The sequence below is a fragment of the Hymenobacter sp. genome, assembly GCF_031398885.1.
Taxonomy (GTDB): domain Bacteria; phylum Bacteroidota; class Bacteroidia; order Cytophagales; family Hymenobacteraceae; genus Hymenobacter.
Genome location: NZ_JANNOD010000031.1, coordinates 34,984 through 54,948 on the forward strand (window position 1 = coordinate 34,984; position 19,965 = coordinate 54,948).

Below are 19,965 nucleotides of genomic sequence, written 5' to 3' on the forward strand. Positions count from 1 at the left end.
GGTCCAAGGGGATGTTTGTTTAGCTATTCTACGGCAGTTTGTGCCCGGCAGAGGCGTTCGTTCCATTTTTTCGCGCCCGGCCGCCGATTGGTTCGGCCGGTCCGCGTCCACTAAACGTTTCCAGCTACTTCGCCAGGCGGGCAGGGCAGCCGTGAAATCCAATGCGCCGGTTTCGCCAAGCAAATGCCCGGCCCTGGCGCTGCTGCACACGAGCGCGGCTTCGCTAACACACTTTGACGACTCGACAAACTGCCTCCCACCGTTTCGCCGGTTTTGCGTAGGAAGTTAAAAGTTGAGAGTTAAAAGTTAAAATTCCATCTGTCCTAATTCTGCCTTTCAACTCCCAGCTTTTAACTTTTTCCAAAGCGCACCCCGGCCTAAAAACCGCTCTGGAATGCTGAGGTTGCGACTCACCAGAGCTGCTTCGAGTCAACCAAAGAAGTTTTGGTGCCCCAGCGCCCCATCCTTCCATCTTCTATTTTTCTGTCTTCCGTTCTGTGCCGGCGCGCTATAGTTTCACCCCAAACCTGGCGCCCACGCCCTCCAGGTCCCGCACCACGGCTTCGAGCAGCGGGATGCCGTCCAGTAGGCGGACGGCGGCGGATTCGCGTTCCGGGTCGCCGGGAATGAGCACCTGTTGGCCGGGCACGGCGTGGGCGTTGCGGAAGGTCGTAATCCAGTTGTCCATGTGGGCCTTGAACTCGTCGGCGGGCCGGAAGGCATCCACGCGCAGGGCCCCGAAAAAGTGGCCCAGGCCCTGGCCCACCGGGTCGGTGGGCGGCTGCAGGAAGGCCACGAAGGGCGGTACCCAGGGCCCGTAGTTGGCGCCGGAAAGCACGGCCGAGAAGATGTCGACCACGCTGCCCAGCGCGTAACCTTTGTGCGAGCCGGTGGCGCCGCCCAGGGGCAGCAGCGCGCCGCCGTTTTTCACCGCGTTGGCGTCGGTCGAGGGGCTGCCGTCGGCGTTTTGCACCCAGCCTTCGGGCACGGGCAGGCCCTTGCGCTGGGCAATTTCGAGCTTGCCGTTGGCGGCGGTGGTGGTGGCCAGGTCGGCCACGAAATCGGGCTGCTCGCCGGCGGGCACGGCCACGGCAATGGGGTTGGTGCCCAGCAGGCGGTCGAGCGAGTGGGTGGGCGCGACCAGGGGCGAGGCGTTGGTCATGGCCACGCCAATCATGTCGTGGGCCAGGGCCAGCATGGCGTGGTAGCCCGCGATGCCGAAGTGGTTGGAGTTCTTCACCGAAACCCAGCCGGTGCCCACCTGCTGGGCCTTTTCGATGGCCACGCGCATGGCCTTGGGGCCCACCACCAGGCCCAGGCCGCCGTCGCCGTCGACCACGGCGGTGCTGGGCGTTTCGTAGGTCACGCCCACCCGGGGCGTAGCGTTGATGCGGCCGGCTTCCCAGAGGCGCACGTAGCCCACCAGCCGGGCCACGCCGTGCGAGTCAATGCCGCGCAAGTCGGCCGACAGCAGGGTTTCGGTGGCCAGCGTGGCGTCGGCCTCGGGGCAGCCCATGCCCAGGAACACGGCCTCGGTGAAAGCAAAAAGTTGGTTGTAAGCGAAGGTCATGGTAGGAAATGAGTTGTCAGTTGCTCGTTGTCAGTTGTTAGTCAAACGCTCACTCAAACACTAACAATTGACAACGAGCAACTGACAACTAAAAATTAAGCGGCCAGCATTTCGGCCAGCAGGCCTTCCTTGAGCGCGTAGGCCGAGGCGCGGATGCGGGTAATTTCGGTGATGCCCAGCACGAAGTCGATGAGCACGGCGGCCACCACCAGCATGTCGGCCCGCATGGGCAGGATGCCGGGCAGCGCCGCCCGCTGCTCGTGGTTGCTGCTGAGCAGCTGCCGGTAGCTGCTCTGGAAGCTGGCCAGCGCCAGCTCGGTGCAGGGCGGCAGCTCGGCTTCGGTGCGCAACTGGCCCAGCTGCATGTCGGCCAGGCTGTCGAAGCTGCCCGAGGCGCCCACCAGGCCCACGGGCTTGTAGCGCTGCACGGCTTCGAGGAACGGGTCGAGCGCGGCGCGCAGGTATTCCTGCTCGGCGGCCACGGCGGCGGCGGGAAAGATGCCGCTGGGGTCCGGGAAAAACTGGTCGAGCAGGCGCTGGGCGCCAATCTCGAAGCTTTGCTTCCAGAAAATGGTGGCGTGATTGGCGATGATGAGCTCCACCGAGCCGCCGCCGATGTCCATGAGCAAATTCGGTTCGGGGCCCAGGGGCACGGCCTGGCGGATGCCGGCGCAAATCAGCTCCGCCTCCCGGTCGCCGGCAATGACGTCGACCCGAATGCCGGTTTGCTCGAAGATGTCGCGCACCAGGTCGGGCCCGTTTCGGGTCACGCGCACGGCGCTGGTGGCCGTGGCGCGGGTTTCGGTGGCGGCGTGCAGCTCAATTTCTTCCCGGAAGCCGGCCAGCGTGTGCAGGGCGCGGGCGTAGGCCGCCGGTGCGATGAGGCCCTGGCTGATGCCGCCCTCGCCCAGGCGCACGCCGGCTTTGGTACGCAGCAGCACCAGCGGCTTTACTTCGGGCAAAGTCGGCATTTCCACGATGAGCAGGTGGAAGGTGTTGGTGCCCATGTCGATGAGCGCGAGGCGGCGAGGGGCGTGGGCGTGCGGCGTGGGCATAAAAAAGCGAAGCGGGGGTAGGAATTTTATTCGCCCGTCATCCCGAGCGCAGGGCAGGACCTTACCACGCCCACTCCGGTTATCCGGTTATTAAGATGACTGCTAGAATGACTGCGAATTACTTAGTTCGCAAACCGGCAGAACGTGCCCAGCGGCAGCTTGCGCCGGCCGGCGTCGTGCAGGTAGATTTCGCCCAGCTCGCGTACGGCTTTGGGGCCGGGGAAAATGGCCGCGGTCAGGTTATCGAGAATCAGCGCCGAAAAGCCCAGCGAGTACAGGTTCACCACGAAGAAATGGTCTTCGGGGTCGAGCAGCTGCTGGCTGAGCTTGAGCAGCTCGTTGAGCTCGTCTTCGAGCTGCCACTTCTCGCCGTTGGGGCCGCGGCCGTAGGCGGGCGGGTCGAGGATGAGGCCCTGGTACTGGCTGCCGCGCTTCACCTCGCGGCGCACGTACTTCATGGCGTCTTCCACCAGCCAGCGCACGCCGTCGAGCTGGCTGGCTTCCATGTTGTCGCGGGCCCAGAAATTGACCTGCTTCACCGAGTCGAGGTGCGTGACGTCGGCCCCGGCAGCGCGGGCGGCCAGCGTGGCGGCGCCGGTGTAGGCAAACAGGTTGAGCACGCGCGGCTGGGTGCGGCCCGGCAGGGCGGCCCGGCGCTTTTTCGTCTGATTGTAAATGAACTGCCAGTTGGGGTCCTGCTCCGGGAACAGCCCCACGTGCTTGAACGAGGACAGCCCCAACCGGAACTTCAGCGTCAGGCCATCGGGCCGCTCGTACTTGATGAGCCACTGCTCGGGCATTGCCGGCTTGAGGCGCCACTGGCCTTTTTCGGTGCTGCCGGGGGCCCGGGCGAAGGCGGCGTCGGCCCGTTCCCATTCGCTCAGCGGCAGGTGCGGGTCCCAAATGGCCTGGGGCTCGGGGCGGGCCAGCACGTAGGGGCCGAAACGCTCTAGCTTCTGGAAGTGGCCGCAGTCGAGGAGCTCGTAGTCGGGCCAGGGCGAAGTGGTGAGGAAATCGTACATAAGCAGGCCGCAAAGGTAGGGGCGGGCTCACTGGGGGGCGGCTGGTAGCCGGCCGGCCGCGGGGGCCGTATGGGTACCCGGAACGAAAACATCATGCACCCGTCTTCACCTCACCCGCTTGCCATGGCCGAAACCACCCGCCTGCTCGACCAGCTCCGCCGCGCGTTCGACGGCGAGCCCTGGTCCGGTCCTTCGCTGCTCGCCACCCTCGACGGCGTCACGGCCGCGCAAGCCGCCCAGCGTCCTTTGCCTGCGGCGCACAGTATTTGGGAGCTGGTGCTGCACCTGGCGGTGTGGGCCACGGTGGTGGCGCGGCGTATCGAACAAGACACGCAGCTGCAAATCAGCGACGCGGAAGACTGGCCGCCGCCGCCCGACCGCCCCACCGCCGCCGACTGGAAGGCGGTGCTGGCGGCGTTGCGCGCCGCGCACGCGCGTCTGCTGCAAACCGCCGCTGCCGTGCCCGATGCCGATTTGGACCGCCCCATCGGCGTTACATTTGACCGGTCGCAGAGCCCTGGCGCCTCGGCCTACGTGATGCTGCACGGCGTGGCCCAGCACTACCTCTACCACGCCGGGCAAATTGCGCTGCTGCGCAAGGCCGAAGCGTGAAGCCGCGCCGCGGCGGACCCGCCCGACGCGCCCGCAACCCGCTCTTTTCGCTACGACCATGCACTTTCACAAATACCACGGCACCGGCAACGACTTCGTCCTGATTGACGACCGGGCCCAGGCGTTCGACGACGCCGACCGCACGCGCATTGCCCACTTCTGCCACCGCCGCTTCGGCATCGGGGCCGACGGCTTGATTCTGCTGCGCAACAAGGCCGACTTCGACTTCGAAATGGTGTACTTCAACGCCGACGGCCGCCCCGGCTCCATGTGTGGCAACGGCGGCCGGTGCACCGTGGCCTTCGCCAAGCACCTGGGCCTGATAAACGAGCAAACCCACTTCCTGGCCGCCGACGGCCCCCACGACGCCCGCGTGCAATCCGACGGCACCGTGCACCTCAAGATGCAGGACGTGGCCGCGCCCCGGCCCGCCGGCGCCCACGACATTTTCCTGGACACCGGCTCGCCCCACCACGTCCGTTTTCTGCCCGCTGGCCTGGCCGGGCTCAACGTCGTTGCCGAGGGCCGCGCCCTGCGCTACGGCGAGCCCTACGGCGCGGCCGGCGCCAACATCAACTTCGTGGAAACCCCCGCCGACCCGGCCCGGCCCTGGGCCGTGCGCACCTACGAGCGCGGCGTGGAAGACGAAACCCTGAGCTGCGGCACCGGCGTCACGGCCGTGGCCCTGGCCGCTTCGCAGCGCGGCGCCGCCTCGCCGGTGCGCCTGCACACGCCCGGCGGGGCGCTGGAAGTCTCCTTTGAGCCGCGGGCCAATGGCGGCTTTGAGAACGTGTGGCTGAGCGGGCCGGCGGTGCGGGTGTTCGAAGGCCGGTGGGCCGAATAGGCGGCGGGCGCTACTCCACGTTGGGCCCTTGCAGCCGGTTGGCGTCGTCGTTCAGGGGAAGCCGGCCGGACAGGCGGTTTTGCAGCTTGTCGCGCCACCGCTGGCCCAGGGCCGGGCAGGCGGCCAGGGCGGCCACCAAGGCTTGGTCGTGCCGCTGGTTGTACTTGGCGGCGTTGGCCCGGAGCACGGGCCACTCGGGGTGGGGCCGGGCCGTCAGCTCCAGGTGGTCGGTGGGCCCGGCGTGGCCGGGGGTCAACACGCGCATGTACCAGCCGGTGAAGCCCGAGTCCTGCAGCCACTGCGGGAGCAGCGGGCTCTGCCAGCGGCGGGCTATTTTCCAGCACGGCGAGCGGGGCTGCGACACCTGCACCGTGGCCTCGCCAAACCGAAACACGTCGCCGATGCACACGTCCGCCTCGGTGGGGCTGCCGGCCAGCGTCAGGTTCTCGCCGAAGCTGCCCGCGCCCAGCCGTTGGCCAAGGCGGGCGCTCCATTGGGCGTAGTGAATGCCGGGGTACACGCACAGCGCCTGGTCGGGCCCACCGTGGTTGCGTTGGTCGGCTTGCTCGTCGCCGGCCAGGTTGAAGGCCGAGAGCCAGACGCGGTTTGTTAGCGGTTCTTTTTGCAGGGCCGTGGTCCACGGGCGGTGCATGGGGTCGGGGGCGCCGGCTTCGCCGTAGCTGCGGGGCCGTCCCGCGCGCACGGAAGTCAGGGCTAGGGCCAGCGAAGTAGCAGAAGGAATCATAAAGCGAAGGGAAACGGTGGCAAATCAGGCGGGTGCACCAAGCTGGTTCCCCAACGCCCGCCGGCCACTTATTAGTATTGCTCCGCCGGGCGAGGCCTGCCGCCCCGGCCGCATCGTCGGTGCCGGCGTTCAGCCAATTCCTGGCGGGCGGCCGGCGGGCGAGGGCCGTCCCCGGGCCCGCGCCAAACCTGCCGCTAAGGCCGCGCCTTGTACTTTGCCCCGCCATGGTCCACCTCCGCGCCCTCGAACCCGACGACTTGGAATTTCTTTTTGCGCTGGAAAACGACCGCGACCTGTGGGGCGTGTCCGACACCTTGGCGCCGCTATCGCGCCACGCGCTGCGGGAATACCTGGCGCACGCCGCCGCGGATTTATACGTAGTGCGGCAGCTGCGGCTAGTGGTTACTACTGATATTAGCAGCGCGGCCGTGGGCGTGGTGGACCTGTTCGACTACGACCCGCTGCACCAGCGGGCGGGGGTGGGCATCACCATCCTGGCCAGCGAGCGGCGGCACGGCTACGCCCACCAAGCCCTGGAATTAGTGAAAACGCACGCCCGGGCGGTGCTGCGCCTGCACCAAGTATACGCCACCGTTGGAGCAAATAATACTCCCAGTTTGAGGTTGTTTCGGTCGGCCGGATTCCGGCGGGTGGGCGTCCGCCGGGCCTGGCTGCGCACCAGCAGCGGCTGGGATGACGCCGTGGAGTGGCAGTGCTTGCTCTGAGCCAATGAGGCAATGCACTCATGCAAATCATTTTGTATTTGTTACTAATTATGTTCTTGAGAGGCATGATTAGCAACCTAAGCTGAACTATATCCTTTGGCCGGGCCGGGCCGTATAGGAGGGCAAGCGCACCGGCCGTTCTATCCCGAGTTATTCCGGCGCGGCGCAAAATTCACCTTCCTGACGTTTCTCATGCCACCTTCATCGACGGTGGAGGCGCCCTCGTATGCCTCTGCCACCGCTGCCCGGCCCAGCGCAATTGCCGCCGAAAAACCCACTCCTTACACGCTCCCGGACCTTGTTTGCTTTGCGCATTTGCACTGGGACTTTGTGTGGCAGCGGCCCCAGCACTTGCTGTCGCGCTTCGCCCAGCAGGGCCGGGTGTTCTACGTGGAAGACGCTTTCTACCACGCCGACGACCTGGTGGAGCCGCACATTGAAATAAAAGAGCGCCCGAACGGCCTCAAAGTGGTGGTGGCCCACCTGCCCCAACGCCTGCGCGCCGACGAGGCCGCCGCCGACCAGGCCCAGTTTGAGCTGCTGAGCCATTACTTCCAGGAGCAAAGCATCACGAAGTACGCCTTCTGGTACTACACGCCCATGGCCCTGGGCAAGTCGCGCCGCTTCCGGCCCGTGCTCACCGTGTACGACTGCATGGACGAGCTGGCCAACTTCAAGTTTGCCCCGCCCGCGCTCAAGCAGCGCGAGCAGGAGCTGTTCGAGAAAGCCGACCTCGTGTTCACCGGCGGCCAGACGCTGTACGAAGCCAAGCGCGAGCAGCACGCCGACGCCCACGCCTTCCCGAGCAGCATCGACAAGGCCCACTTTGGCCAGGCCCGCGGCCCGCTGGCCGAGCCCGCCGACCAGGCCGGTATTGCGCACCCGCGGGTGGGCTTCTTCGGCGTGGTGGACGAGCGGCTGGACATTGAATTGCTGCGCGAATTGGCCCACAACCACCCCGAATGGCAGTTTGTCATCATTGGGCCGGTGGTGAAAATTGACCCCGCCACCCTGCCCTGCACGCCCAACGTGCACTACCTCGGCGGGAAGGACTACCTGGAACTGCCCGCGTATTTGAAGGGTTGGGATGTAGCCACGTTGCTCTTCGCCGACAACGAGAGCACGAAGTTTATTTCGCCGACCAAAACGCCGGAGTACCTGGCCGCTGGCAACCCCGTGGTGAGCACTCCCATTCGCGACGTGGTGCGGCCCTACGGCGATTTAAACCTCGTGCAGATTGCCGACAACGCCGCCGATTTCGGCGCGGCCATCGCCACGGCCCTCACCCAGCGCACCGACGCCGACTGGCGGCGGCGCACCGACGAGTACCTGGCCACCATTTCCTGGGACCAAACCTGGCAGGCCATGGTGGGCCTCATGCAGCAGCGGCTTCTTAACGGTCAGCGGTTAGTGATTAATGGTTAATAATCGGGCATTATGCCGTCCGCAGTGCTTGTTTTTCCGACTCATTATTCTAAAGAACTCGCGGTATTAACCACTGACCGTTAACCACTAATCACTAAAAAAATATTTTCCTTTCCTCATTTCCATACCCTACGCATCATGTTCGACTACCTCATCGTCGGGGCCGGCTTTGCCGGCAGCGTACTGGCCGAAAGGCTGGCCACCCGCAGCAACAAGAAGGTCCTCATTATTGACAAGCGCAGCCACATTGCCGGCAACGCTTACGACCACTATAACGAGGACGGCATCCTGGTGCACAAGTACGGCCCCCACATCTTCCACACCAATTCTAAGGACGTATTTGATTACCTCGGCAATTTCACCGACTGGCGCCCCTACGAGCACCGCGTGCTGGCGTCCGTCGACGGGCAGCACGTGCCCATGCCCATCAATCTCGACACCATCAACAAGCTCTACGGCCTGAGCCTGACCAGCTTCGAATTGGACGAGTTTTTTGCCTCCGTGGCCGAGTCGGTGCCCGTCATCAAAACGAGCGAAGACGTGGTGGTGAGCAAGGTCGGCCGCGAGCTGTACAACAAGTTTTTCAAGAACTACACCAACAAGCAGTGGGGCCTCGACCCCTCGCAGCTCGACAAATCGGTTACCAGCCGCGTGCCCACCCGCACCAACCGCGACGACCGCTACTTCACCGACACTTACCAGGCCATGCCCCTGCACGGCTACACCCGGATGTTTGAGAAAATGCTCGACCACCCCAACATCAAGGTGATGCTCAACACCGACTACCACGAGGTGATGGACTTCATTCCGTTCAAGGAAATGATTTTCACCGGCCCGGTCGACGAGTACTTCGACTTCAAGTTTGGCAAGCTGCCCTACCGTTCGCTGGAGTTTAAGCACGAGACGCTGAGCAAGGAAAAGCACCTGGCCGCGCCCGTGGTGAACTACCCCAACGAGCACCCCTACACGCGCATTACCGAGTTCAAGGCCCTCACCGGCCAGGACCATCCCAAAACGGCCATTGTGTACGAATACCCGCAGGCCGAGGGCGACCCGTACTACCCCATCCCGATGGCCGCCAACGCCGAGCTGTACAACCAGTACAAGAAGCTGGCCGACGAGACGCCCAATGTGCACTTCGTGGGGCGCCTGGCCACTTACAAGTATTACAACATGGACCAGGTGGTGGCCCAGGCCCTCACGCTCTACAAAAAGCTGACGGAAAAGGCCGATGTCGAACGCGCCAAGCGCCCCGCCATCTCGGGCAGTACCGCCCTGGTGGAGAAGCTGGTGAGCCGCTCGCCCAAACAAGAATAGCAGCGCGCGCGTAAAGAACCCAAACCGCCACCCTTCGCACCACGTCGGGTGGCGGTTTGATGTAAGCCCGGGCCCAGCCGCTTGCCGCGCCGGGCCATTGTTCTACCGGCACCTCTTGCTATGAATCAACACCAATTGGAACTCTGGGGCGGCATTGAATGCAGCCACTGCCGCGTGGGCGAGGGGTACTCCGACCAGCTCACCCGCAGTGGTCACTGGCACCGCCCCACCGATTTGGATTTGCTGGCCGGCCTCGGCCTGAAAACCCTACGCTACCCCGTGCTCTGGGAGCACACGTCGCCCGAAACCCCCGACACCTGCGACTGGACCTGGGCCGATGAGCGCCTGCCCCGGCTGCGCGAGCTGGGCATCAACCCGATTGTTGGGCTGGTGCACCACGGCAGCGGCCCGCGCTACACCGCGTTGCCCGAGGACAATTTTGCCGGCGGCCTGGCCCGGCACGCGGCCCACGTGGCCCGCCGCTTTCCCTGGCTCACCCACTTCACGCCCGTGAACGAGCCGCTGACCACCGCCCGCTTCAGCGCCCTCTACGGCCACTGGTACCCCCACACCCGCGACGACCGCACCTTCGTGCGCGCCCTGCTCAACCAGCTCGATGCCACGCGCCGGGCCATGCGGGCCATCCGCGAAATCATTCCGCATGCCCAATTGGTCCAAACCGAGGACCTGGCCCAGGTGCACAGCACCCCGGCCCTGCGCTACCAGGCCGACTTTGAGAACCAGCGCCGCTGGCTCAGCTTCGACTTGCTGTGCGGGCACGTCACGCCCGCGCACCCGTTCTGGGGCTACCTACTGCAACACGGCGCCGCCGAAGCCGAGCTGCAAAGCTGGCTCACCGACCCTTGCCCGCCCGACATGCTGGGCCTGAACCACTACCTCACCAGCGAGCGGTTTCTGGACGAGGCCACCCACCACTACTGGCCCTGCCACCGCAGCGGCAACGGCCGCGAGGGCTACTCCGACGTGGAGGCCGTGCGCGTGGGCGGCGGCGTGGAGCTGGCCGGCGTCACCAGCCTGCTGCTGCAGGCCTGGCAGCGCTACCAGTTGCCCGTGGCCATCACCGAAGCCCACCTCAATTGCACCCGCGAGGAGCAGGTGCGCTGGCTGCACTACGTGTGGGAATCGGCCCGGGCCGCCCAGGAGCAGGGCGCCGACGTGCGCGCCGTCACGGTGTGGTCCTTGTTTGGCGCCTTCGACTGGGTGAGCCTGCTCACCCGCGACGTGGGCCACTACGAAACCGGCGTGTTCGACGTGCGCAGCAGGCAGCCCCGGCCGACGCTGCTGGCCCGGCTGGTGCGCAGCCTCGCGCACCAGAAGCCTTTTCACCACCCCGTGCTCCAAAGCCTGGGCTGGTGGCAGCGCCCCGGCCGCGTGCACTTTCAGCCCAGCAGCGCGCCCGCCCCGTCGCGGGAGACGAAAGCCCCCAAGGCTCCGGGGCGGGACCAGCCCGCCGCCCGCGCCAACGAAAAGCTGAAGCATGCGGCCTGATTTCATCCCCGGCCATATTTCCGATGCCGACATTCGGCCCCTGCTCATTGCCGGAGCGCACGGCACGCTGGGCCGCGCCTTCGGCCGCATCTGCCTTACCCGCGGCCTGGCAGCGGTGGAGCTGGGCCGCGCCGATTTGGACATTGCCGACCCCGCCTCGGTGGCCGCGGCACTAGAGGAGCACCGCCCCTGGGCCGTGGTAAACGCCGCCGGCTACGTGCGCGTTGACGACGCCGAAACGGACGCGGAGCGCTGCTTTCGCGAAAACGCCACCGGCCCGGAGGTGCTGGCCCAGGCCTGCGCGGCGCACGGCCTGCCGCTGCTCACCTTCTCCTCCGATTTGGTGTTTGACGGCGAGCAGGAGCATCCCTACACCGAATCCTCGGTGCCCAATCCGCTCAACGTGTACGGCCGCAGCAAGCTGGCCGGCGAGCGGGCCGTGCTGGCCGCGCACCCGGCCGCGCTGGTGGTGCGGACCAGCGCCTTTTTTAGTAGCTGGGACGAGTACAATTTCGTGCATTTTGCCTTGCAAGCCGGGCGTGCCGGCTACCCCTTCGAAGCAGCCGACGACGTGCGCATGGCCCCCACTTACGTACCCGACCTGGTGAACACCGCGCTTGACCTGCTGCTCGACGAGGCCCACGGACTCTGGCACCTCGCCTGCCAGGACAGCTGCACCTGGGCCGAGCTGGCCCGCGCCGCCGCGCGCCGCGCGGGCCTGGCAGAGGATTTTGTGGTGCCGCGGCCAATGGCTGATTTTGGCCTGCCGGCGCGGCGGCCCCGGCAGAGCGTGCTGGCCAGCGAGAAGGGCATGGTGCAGCCTTCCATTGAGGACGCGCTGGGGCGGATGCTGTAACAGTAGCGCGCAGCCTTGCTGCGCAGGCGAGCGAAGCGAGCGGCAACGCCAGGTCGGTTCCTCGTGCTTGCCACGCGCACTTGCGCAGCAAAGGCTGCGCGCCACTTTTATAACATGCGCGCGACACCCGTCAATGTGGCCGGATTTTCACCTTGGGACGGTTTTAGCGGAAGGCTCCGTAAATTTGGGGCCCACCCCGGCGCATATCCGCTACATAGAACTACCCGATGTTAGAATTCCTAGGCAAGACCGTCGCCAAACTATTTGGCTCTAAGTCGGAGCGCGACCTGAAGGACATTGTGCCGTACGTGGCGCTGGTTAATGCCGAATACGCCAAACTGGCCGGCCTGAGCGACGACCAGCTCCGCGCGCAGACAGCGGCCCTGCGTGCCCGCATCGACGAGCGCCTGGCGGCCCTGGACGGGAAGCTGGCCGGCCTGCACCAGCAGATTGACAGCCAGCCCCAGCTCGACGTGGCCCAGAAAGAGGTGCTGTTTGAGCAGATTGACGCGCTGGAAAAGCAGCGTAACAAGGACCTCGAAGGAGTGCTGCTCGAAGCCTTGCCCACCGCCTTTGCCATCGTGAAGGAAACCGCCCGCCGCTACAAGGAGAACGGCCAATTAGTGGTCACGGCTACTGACATCGACCGCAAGTACGCCGCCACCCACGCCAACTGCACCATTGAGGGCGACCAGGCCGTGTGGGCCAACAAGTGGCTGGCCGGCGGCGCCGAAATCACCTGGGACATGGTGCACTACGACGTGCAGCTCATTGGCGGCGTGGTGCTGCACCAGGGCAAAATCTCGGAAATGGCCACCGGCGAGGGCAAGACGCTGGTTTCGACCCTGCCGGCGTTCCTGAACGCGCTGTCGAAGCGCGGCGTGCACCTGGTGACGGTGAACGACTACCTGGCCAAGCGCGACTCGGAGTGGAACGCGCCGCTGTTCGAGTTTCACGGCATCACGGTGGACTGTATCGACAAGCACCAGCCCAACACGCCCGAGCGCCGCCTGGCCTACCAGGCCGACATCACCTACGGCACCAACAACGAGTTTGGCTTCGACTACCTGCGCGACAACATGGCCCGCGACCCCGAGGAGCTGGTGCAGCGCAAGCACCACTACGCCATGGTCGACGAAGTGGACTCCGTGCTGATTGACGACGCGCGGACCCCGCTCATCATCTCCGGCCCGGTGCCGCGCGGCGACGTGCACGAGTTCTACCAGCTCAAGCCGCGCATCCAGCGCTTGGTGGACGAGCAGAAAAAGGTGGTGCAGAACTACCTGGTGCAGGCCCGCAAGCTCATTGCCGAAGGCAAAACCGGCGTGGAAGAAGGCGACAAGAACGGCGAGGGCGGCCTCATGCTGTTCCGGGCCCACCGCGGCCTGCCCAAGAGCAAGCCGCTCATCAAGTTCCTGAGCGAAAGCGGCGTGCGGGCGGTGCTCCAGGCCACCGAGAACCACTACCTGCAGGACAACTCCCGGCAAATGCCCAAGGCCGACGAGCCGCTGTTTTTCACGATTGACGAAAAGAACAACCAGATTGAGCTGACCGAAAAAGGCATTGACCTGATTACGGCCCAGGGCGAGGACCCGCAGCTGTTCATCATGCCCGACATCGGCATGGCCATTGCCGACATCGAGAAAAACGCCGCGCTCAGCACCGAGGACAAGCTGCATCAGAAGGAGAAGCTGATGAGCGACTACCAGGAGAAATCGGAGCGGGTGCACACCGTGAACCAGCTGCTGAAGGCCTACACGCTGTTCGAGAAGGACGACCAGTACATCCTGACCGACGATGGCAAGGTGAAAATTGTGGACGAGCAAACCGGCCGCGTGATGGAAGGCCGCCGCTACTCCGACGGCCTGCACCAGGCCATCGAGGCCAAGGAAAACGTGCGCGTGGAAGACGCCACCCAGACCTACGCCACGGTGACGCTGCAGAACTACTTCCGCATGTACCACAAGCTGGCCGGCATGACCGGCACGGCCGAAACCGAGGCCGGCGAGTTCTGGGAAATCTACAAGCTCGACGTGGTGGTGATTCCCACCAACCGCGCCATTTCGCGGGCCGACTCCGATGACCAGGTGTACAAGACGGTGCGCGAGAAATACAACGCCGTGGCCCTGGAAATCCAGAAGCTGGTGGAGGCCGGCCGCCCCGTGCTGGTGGGTACGACCAGCGTGGAAATCTCCGAACTGGTGAGCCGGATGCTGAAATTGCGCGGCATCCAGCACCAGGTGCTCAACGCCAAGCAGAACCAGCGCGAGGCCGAGATTGTGGCCGGCGCGGGCTTCCCCGGCACCGTGACCATTGCCACCAACATGGCCGGCCGCGGCACCGACATCAAGCTGCGTGAAACGTCCAAGGACTCCGGCGGCCTGGCCATCATCGGCACCGAGCGGCACGAGAGCCGCCGGGTGGACCGCCAGTTGCGGGGCCGCGCCGGCCGCCAGGGCGACCCCGGCACCTCGCAGTTTTTCGTGAGCCTGGAGGACAACCTCATGCGCCTGTTCGGCTCCGACCGTATCGCCAAGCTCATGGACCGCATGGGCATGGAGGAGGGCGAGGTCATTCAGCACTCGATGATTACCAACTCCATCGAGCGGGCCCAGAAGAAGGTGGAGGAAAACAACTTCGGCACCCGCAAGCGCCTGCTGGAGTACGACGACGTGATGAACGCCCAGCGCGAGGTGGTGTACAAGCGCCGCCGCAACGCCCTGCACGGCGACCGCATGGAAGTCGACATCCTCAACATGATTTACGACGTGAGCGAGGACATCGCCGCGGGCCACAAAATCACGGGCGACTTCGAGGACTTCCAGCTGGCCGTCATCAAGGTGTTTGGCTACGACACCCACCTCACGGCGCCGGACCTTACCGGCCTGCCGCTGGCCGCCCTCACCCAGAAGCTGTACGACGAGGCCCTGGGCTATTTCCAGAGCAAGAACGAGCACATTGCGTCGAACTCGCTGCCGCTGGTGAACGACTTGCTGGCCCAGAGCGCGCCCTACGAGAACATTGCCGTGCCCTTCACCGATGGCAAGAAGCAGGTGCAGGCCGTGGCCAACCTGCGCCGGGCCCAGGCCACGGGCGGCCACGACATTCTCCGCCAGATGGAAAAGGTGGTGGTGCTGAGCGTGATTGACACGGCCTGGACCCAGCACCTGCGCCAGATGGACGACCTCAAGCAGGTGGTGCAAAACGCCGTGTACGAGCAGAAGGACCCGCTGCTGGTGTACAAGTTCGAGAGCTTCGAGCTGTTCAAGCGCATGATTGGGCGGGTGAATGAAGAAACCACCGCCTTCCTCTTCCACGCCGACGTGCCGGTGCAGCAAGGCGCCGTGGGCACCAACGCCGAGCCCGACTACTACCTCGAAGACGAGGAGCACCAGCCCCAGTTCACCATCGAGAAGGAGTCCATGCGCGACTCGCTCGGCGCCGGCCCCGAGGACATCGGGCCCGGCTACCAGGCCCCGGCCGTAGCCGAAAAGCAGGTGCCCGTGCGCAGCCAGAAAGTGGCCAACCGCAACGACAAGGTGAGCGTGCAATACATGGACGGCCGCGTGCTGCGCGACGTGAAGTACAAGACCGTGGAGCAGGACGTACTCACCCACAAGTGCGTGCTGGTGGACTAGAGCCGCGCCCGCGACGAGTTGCCCTGGAAAAGCCCCGGCTGCTGATGCGGCCGGGGCTTTGGTGCTGTCAGGGCTCACGGGCCACCCAGGGAGAGGCGGGGCACAAGGGAACAACCCGAATAAGAACTGCCAAAAAAAAGGTGAAGAATGCAATAATATAAAAATATAATATTACATTTAGAGCAAGCAGCAACTGAGGACCTGGCCAACCTGCTCCCTGCTCATGAGAAAAGCCCAGTTTTTAGCCGCCTTTCTGTGTTTCATTGGGATGAGCGGGCCGGCCGCTTTGCGGGCGCAGCCCACTGATGCGGCGGCCTACACGTTCGTGGCCGGCGCCCGGGAGTACGTGGCCGTGCCCGGGCCTGCGGAGGCGGTGGACGTGGGCGACGAGGATGACGGCTACTACAACGGCCTGACCATCGGGTTCCCGTTCCGGTTTTGCGGCGTGGACTACACCACCGCGTCGGCCAGCACCAACGGCTTTTTGCTGCTCGGGCAGGACGGCACGGCCGGCGCGCCGGGCGCCACCAACGACCTGGCCACGGGCGGCACCGCCGCGGGCTTGCCCCTCCTCGCACCTTTGTGGGACAATTTGAGCCTGGCCAGCGGCAGCTTCCGCACCGGCCTCACCGGCACGGCCCCCAACCGCGTGTTCACGGCCGAGTGGGAAGACGTGCGGTGGGGCGCCAGCGCCCCGCTGCCCAGCATCAGCTTCGAGGTGAAGCTCTACGAGAACACCAACGTGGTGCAGTTTGCCTACCGCAATCTGGTCGGGGGCGCGGTGGGCCCGGGCGCCGGGGCGTCGGTGGGGCTGGCCGGGGCCGCCGGCGACTACCTCTCCCTGGACGCCCTGACGGCTTTTCCGGTGGTGAGCAGCGGTTTGGCCACCAACGACATCAGCGTGCTGCCCAGCCTCGGCAACCGGGTGTATTCCTTCACGCCGGCCCGCGTGCTCTACGATTTTGCCGCCAAAACCGCCCCCTACGTGCCCCTGACCACTCCGGCCGCCGCCTTGAGCCTCGGCAACGCCGAGGACGGGACCTACAACGGCGTCGCCATTGGATTTCCGTTTGTGTTCCGGGGCGTGCCGTACGCCACCATTTCGGCCAGCACCAACGGCTGGTTCACGTTCAATCAGGACTTGGCCGAGTCCGGGCTCACCAACGACCTGAAGGGGTACGCCGACGGCGCGGCCGTGCCCACCGTGCTGGCCCCGCTCTGGGACGACCTGAGCCTGGTCGGCGGCGGGTTTCGCACCAGCCTGACCGGCACGGCCCCCGGCCGGGTGTTCACGGCGGAGTGGTTCGCTGCCCGCTGGCAATTCACCGCGCTGTCGGCTTCCTTGTCGTTTCAGGTCAAGCTGTTCGAAGGCACCAACCGGGTCTGGTACACCTACGCCCCCACCGTAAACTTGCTGGACAGGCCCGCCGCGTCCATTGGGTTCAACGACGGGGGGTATTTTCTCTCCCTCGACGGCACCGGGCCGGCACCCACGGCCAGCGCCACCGCCGCTACCGATAACCTGGCCGAGCGCCCCGCCGCGGGCCAGGTGTACGCCTTCGCCCCGATGGGCACGCTCGGTGGCCCGCTGCCCGTGGAGCTGGTGGCCTTTTCGGCCCAGCGCCGTGGCCCCGCCGTGGCGCTGGCCTGGCGCACGGCTTCGGAGAAAAATAACGCCGGTTTCGCCGTCGAGAAATCACTTGACGGGGAGAAATTCCGCGAGCTGGCTTTCGTGGCCGGAGCGGGCGGCAGCGGCCCCCGGGCGTATTCTTACCTCGACGCCGCCCCCGCCGCCGCCTATTACCGCCTGCGCCAGCAGGACTTCGACGGCCAGACCAGCTACTCGCCCGTGCAGTTCGTGGCCGCGGCCGCTGGCAGCGCCGAACCCCTGTCGTTGTTTCCCGTTCCCGCCCGGGGCACGGCCTGGGTGCTGAACGCGGCCCCGGACACGCCCCTGGTTCTGTTCGATGGCTTGGGCCGGGCCGTGCGCACGTTTCCCGCGGGTTCGATTCCGCTCGACCTTGCGGGCCTGGCCCCGGGGCTGTACCGACTGCGGGCGGGCGGGCAGCACCTGCGCCTGGTAGTGGAGTAAGGGCGGCATTGCGGCTACCTTTGCCGCATGACCCTCGCTGCCCGTCTCGACCATACGCTGTTGCGTCCCGATGCCAACGACGCCCAAGTTGCCCGGCTCTGCGAGGAAGCTGCCGCGCACGGCTTTGCGAGCGTGTGCGTGCCGCCGTGCTACGTGGCCCCGGCGGCGGCCAAGCTGGCCGGCACGGCCGTGGCCGTGAGCACAGTCATCGGCTTTCCGCTGGGGTATTCCACTTCCAGCGTCAAGTTCAAGGAAGCCGAAGTGGCCCTGTACGACGGCGCCACTGAGCTGGACATGGTCATCAATATCTCGGCCTTGAAATCGGGCCGGCCCGAAGCCATTCAGGCCGAAGTTCTGGACGTGGCCGACCTGTGCCACGTGCACCAGGCGCTGCTCAAGGTCATCATCGAAACCGCCCTGCTCACCGACGCCGAGATTGAGCTGGCCTGCCAGCTGTGCGTGGCCGGCGAGGCGGATTTTGTGAAGACATCCACCGGGTTTGCCAGCCGGGGCGCCTCGGTGGCCGATGTGGCGCTCCTGCGCCGGGTGCTGCCCGCCTCGGTGCGCATCAAGGCCGCCGGGGGCATCCGCACCCGCGCCGCCGCCCTGGCCCTGGTGGCGGCCGGCGCCGACCGCCTCGGCTCTTCCCATAGTCTGGCCCTGATTAGTGAAAACGATGAACCGACTGCTGCCTAACATGCTGCTGGCTTCCACCATGCTGGTTTTGGCCGCCTGCGCCAGCACCGCTCCCCGCGCCGGCACGGCAGCCGACACCACGCTGAAAAAGCCGACGGCGGCCACGCCCGCCCCCTTGCCCGCCGAGGACGTGGCCAAGTACCGGCCCGTGTTTGCGGCGCCGAAGGCCGCCGCGACCGCCCCCGCCGTGGCCAAAACCGCGGTGCCGCCCACCAACCAGGTGAACGCCCAGGTTGAGCAGCGCCTGCGCGACCAGGCCTACACCAACCAGAACGTGAAGTACGCCCAGGGCTACCGCGTGCTGGTGTACCTGGGCCTGGAACGCGACAAGGTCATGGCCATTCGCCGCGCCATCATTGGCCGCTACCCCGACGAAACCGACTACATCACCTTCAAGTCGCCGGTCTACCGCCTCTACATCGGCGACTACCTCACCAAGCTGGAAGCCGCCCGCGGCCTGGCCCGCCTGCGCGGCCTGGCCCCCAAGCTGGAGCTGGAAGCCACCCAGGTGCTGCTCAATAAAAACCCTTGATTTTTTAATGTGCTGATTGTTAGATATGCTGATGTGCTGATGCACCGGAATGGCGTTGCGTAAGCAAACATTCTGGCACGTCAGCACATCAGCATATCTAGTAATCAGTACATCAACCCATGAACGCCTTCATCCCCCAAATCCAGCGCCTCGCCGCCCAGCACGCCGCCGATACCGTGGTCCTGCGCCGGCACCTGCACGCCTACCCCGAATTGTCGTTCGCCGAAACCAACACCGCGGCTTTCGTCACGCAGGCGCTGGAGAAGCTGGGCCTGCGCCCCGAACCCATTGCCAACACCGGCGTGGTGGCCCTGATTGAGGGGCGGCCCGGCGGCCCCACCGTCGCCCTGCGCGCCGACATGGACGCGCTGCCCATTCTGGAGGCCAACGACGTGCCCTACAAGTCCACCACCCCCGGCGTGATGCACGCCTGTGGCCACGACGTGCACACGGCCTCCCTGCTGGGGGCGGCCCGCATCCTCACCGAGCTGCGGGGGGAGTTTCAGGGCTCCGTCAAGCTCATGTTTCAGCCGGGCGAGGAACGGCTGCCGGGCGGGGCCTCGCTCATGATTAAGGAAGGCGTGCTCGAAAACCCCCGGCCCGCCAGCGTGCTGGGGCAGCACGTGTTTCCGCACCTGCCGGCGGGCAAAATCGGCCTGCGCGCCGGCCGCTACATGGCCAGCACCGACGAGCTCTACCTCACCGTGCGCGGCAAGGGCGGCCACGGCGCCATGCCCGAGATGAACCTCGACCCGGTGCTGGTGGCGGCGCATATCATCGTGGCCGCTCAGCAAATCGTGAGCCGCCGCGCCAACCCCAAAATTCCGTCGGTGCTCAGCTTCGGCAAGGTCATCGCCAACGGCGCCACCAACGTCATTCCCAACGAGGTTTACCTCGAAGGCACGTTCCGCACCCTCAACGAGGAGTGGCGCACCGAAGCCCACGCCCACCTGCGCCGCCTCTGCGAGGGCCTGGCCGAGAGCATGGGCGCGGTGTGCGAGCTGGAAATTCGCCGCGGCTACCCGTACCTGGAAAACGAGCCCGGCCTCACCGCCCGCATCCGGGCCGCTGCCGTGGAGTACCTGGGCGCCGAAAACGTGGTGGAGCTCGACCAGTGGATGGCCGCCGAGGACTTCGCCTACTTCTCCCAGGCCGCGCCCGCCTGCTTCTACCGCCTCGGCACCCGGCACGCCGACGGCCGCTTCGCTTCCTCGGTGCACACGCCCACCTTCGACATCGACGAACAAGCCCTGGCCACCGGCCCGGGCCTGATGGCTTGGCTGGCCATCAAGGAACTGGCGGAGCGGCGGTAGCAATGTTTTCTGAG

The 19,965-nt window shown here is 65.7% G+C and carries 16 protein-coding genes; 12 read left to right on the forward strand and 4 right to left on the reverse strand.

The genetic code is table 11. The features are described from left to right. Positions 1-508: 508 nt before the first annotated feature. The 3 genes from RMO51_RS05275 to RMO51_RS05285 form a co-directional block, all read right to left on the reverse strand. Positions 509-1,570: an Ldh family oxidoreductase gene (locus RMO51_RS05275; RefSeq protein WP_310392683.1), complete on the reverse strand. Its 1,062-nt coding sequence runs from the start codon at positions 1,568-1,570 to the stop codon at positions 509-511. Between the two features lie 95 nt (positions 1,571-1,665). Further along, positions 1,666-2,625, reverse strand: a complete 960-nt coding sequence (locus tag RMO51_RS05280; protein WP_310392684.1) for a phosphatase — start codon at positions 2,623-2,625, stop codon at positions 1,666-1,668. Positions 2,626-2,747: 122 nt separating this feature from the next. Further along, the gene (locus RMO51_RS05285; RefSeq protein WP_310392686.1) at positions 2,748-3,647 is read right to left on the reverse strand and encodes a class I SAM-dependent methyltransferase; all 900 of its coding nucleotides are present in this window, start codon (positions 3,645-3,647) and stop codon (positions 2,748-2,750) included. A gap of 123 nt (positions 3,648-3,770) precedes the next feature. Between RMO51_RS05285 and RMO51_RS05290 the strand changes: the two genes are divergently transcribed. Together RMO51_RS05290 and dapF are read left to right on the forward strand one after the other, a co-directional pair. Continuing rightward, entirely contained in the window at positions 3,771-4,259 is a 489-nt protein-coding gene (locus RMO51_RS05290; RefSeq protein WP_310392688.1) for a DinB family protein, read from the forward strand. Positions 4,260-4,317: 58 nt separating this feature from the next. Beyond that, the gene (gene dapF / locus RMO51_RS05295) at positions 4,318-5,103 is read left to right on the forward strand and encodes a diaminopimelate epimerase (RefSeq protein ID WP_310392689.1); all 786 of its coding nucleotides are present in this window, start codon (positions 4,318-4,320) and stop codon (positions 5,101-5,103) included. Between the two features lie 10 nt (positions 5,104-5,113). Here the strand turns inward: dapF and RMO51_RS05300 are convergent, their stop codons facing one another. Next, the gene (locus RMO51_RS05300) at positions 5,114-5,848 is read right to left on the reverse strand and encodes an MOSC domain-containing protein (protein ID WP_310392690.1); all 735 of its coding nucleotides are present in this window, start codon (positions 5,846-5,848) and stop codon (positions 5,114-5,116) included. A 224-nt stretch (positions 5,849-6,072) separates the two neighbouring features. On the opposite strand from RMO51_RS05300, the gene RMO51_RS05305 reads away from it, so the two are divergent. The 10 genes from RMO51_RS05305 (at position 6,073) to RMO51_RS05350 (ending at position 19,951) form a co-directional block, all read left to right on the forward strand. Next, positions 6,073-6,573 (forward strand): GNAT family N-acetyltransferase, encoded by a 501-nt coding sequence (locus tag RMO51_RS05305; RefSeq protein WP_310392691.1) that lies wholly within the window; start codon positions 6,073-6,075, stop codon positions 6,571-6,573. A gap of 192 nt (positions 6,574-6,765) precedes the next feature. Next, positions 6,766-7,998, forward strand: coding sequence for a glycosyltransferase family 1 protein (locus RMO51_RS05310; RefSeq protein ID WP_310392692.1), 1,233 nt, complete (start codon positions 6,766-6,768; stop codon positions 7,996-7,998). Between the two features lie 138 nt (positions 7,999-8,136). Then, a complete protein-coding gene (glf, locus tag RMO51_RS05315) occupies positions 8,137-9,315 on the forward strand; it encodes a UDP-galactopyranose mutase (protein ID WP_310392694.1) in 1,179 nt (392 codons plus the stop codon). A gap of 120 nt (positions 9,316-9,435) precedes the next feature. Beyond that, positions 9,436-10,824 (forward strand): family 1 glycosylhydrolase, encoded by a 1,389-nt coding sequence (locus RMO51_RS05320; protein WP_310392696.1) that lies wholly within the window; start codon positions 9,436-9,438, stop codon positions 10,822-10,824. After that, positions 10,814-11,680 (forward strand): dTDP-4-dehydrorhamnose reductase, encoded by an 867-nt coding sequence (gene rfbD, locus RMO51_RS05325; RefSeq protein ID WP_310392698.1) that lies wholly within the window; start codon positions 10,814-10,816, stop codon positions 11,678-11,680. The genes RMO51_RS05320 and rfbD overlap by 11 nt, the downstream gene beginning before the upstream one ends. Before the next feature lie 227 nt (positions 11,681-11,907). Next, positions 11,908-15,318 (forward strand): preprotein translocase subunit SecA, encoded by a 3,411-nt coding sequence (gene secA, locus RMO51_RS05330; protein ID WP_310392700.1) that lies wholly within the window; start codon positions 11,908-11,910, stop codon positions 15,316-15,318. A gap of 223 nt (positions 15,319-15,541) precedes the next feature. Continuing rightward, positions 15,542-17,410, forward strand: a complete 1,869-nt coding sequence (locus RMO51_RS05335) for a hypothetical protein (protein ID WP_310392701.1) — start codon at positions 15,542-15,544, stop codon at positions 17,408-17,410. Between the two features lie 27 nt (positions 17,411-17,437). After that, positions 17,438-18,106, forward strand: a complete 669-nt coding sequence (gene deoC / locus RMO51_RS05340) for a deoxyribose-phosphate aldolase (protein WP_310392703.1) — start codon at positions 17,438-17,440, stop codon at positions 18,104-18,106. Next, a complete protein-coding gene (locus RMO51_RS05345) occupies positions 18,087-18,638 on the forward strand; it encodes a sporulation protein (protein WP_310392704.1) in 552 nt (183 codons plus the stop codon). Before deoC ends, RMO51_RS05345 begins: the two co-directional genes overlap by 20 nt. A gap of 119 nt (positions 18,639-18,757) precedes the next feature. Beyond that, positions 18,758-19,951, forward strand: coding sequence for a M20 family metallopeptidase (locus tag RMO51_RS05350; RefSeq protein ID WP_310392705.1), 1,194 nt, complete (start codon positions 18,758-18,760; stop codon positions 19,949-19,951). Positions 19,952-19,965 lie beyond the last annotated feature (14 nt).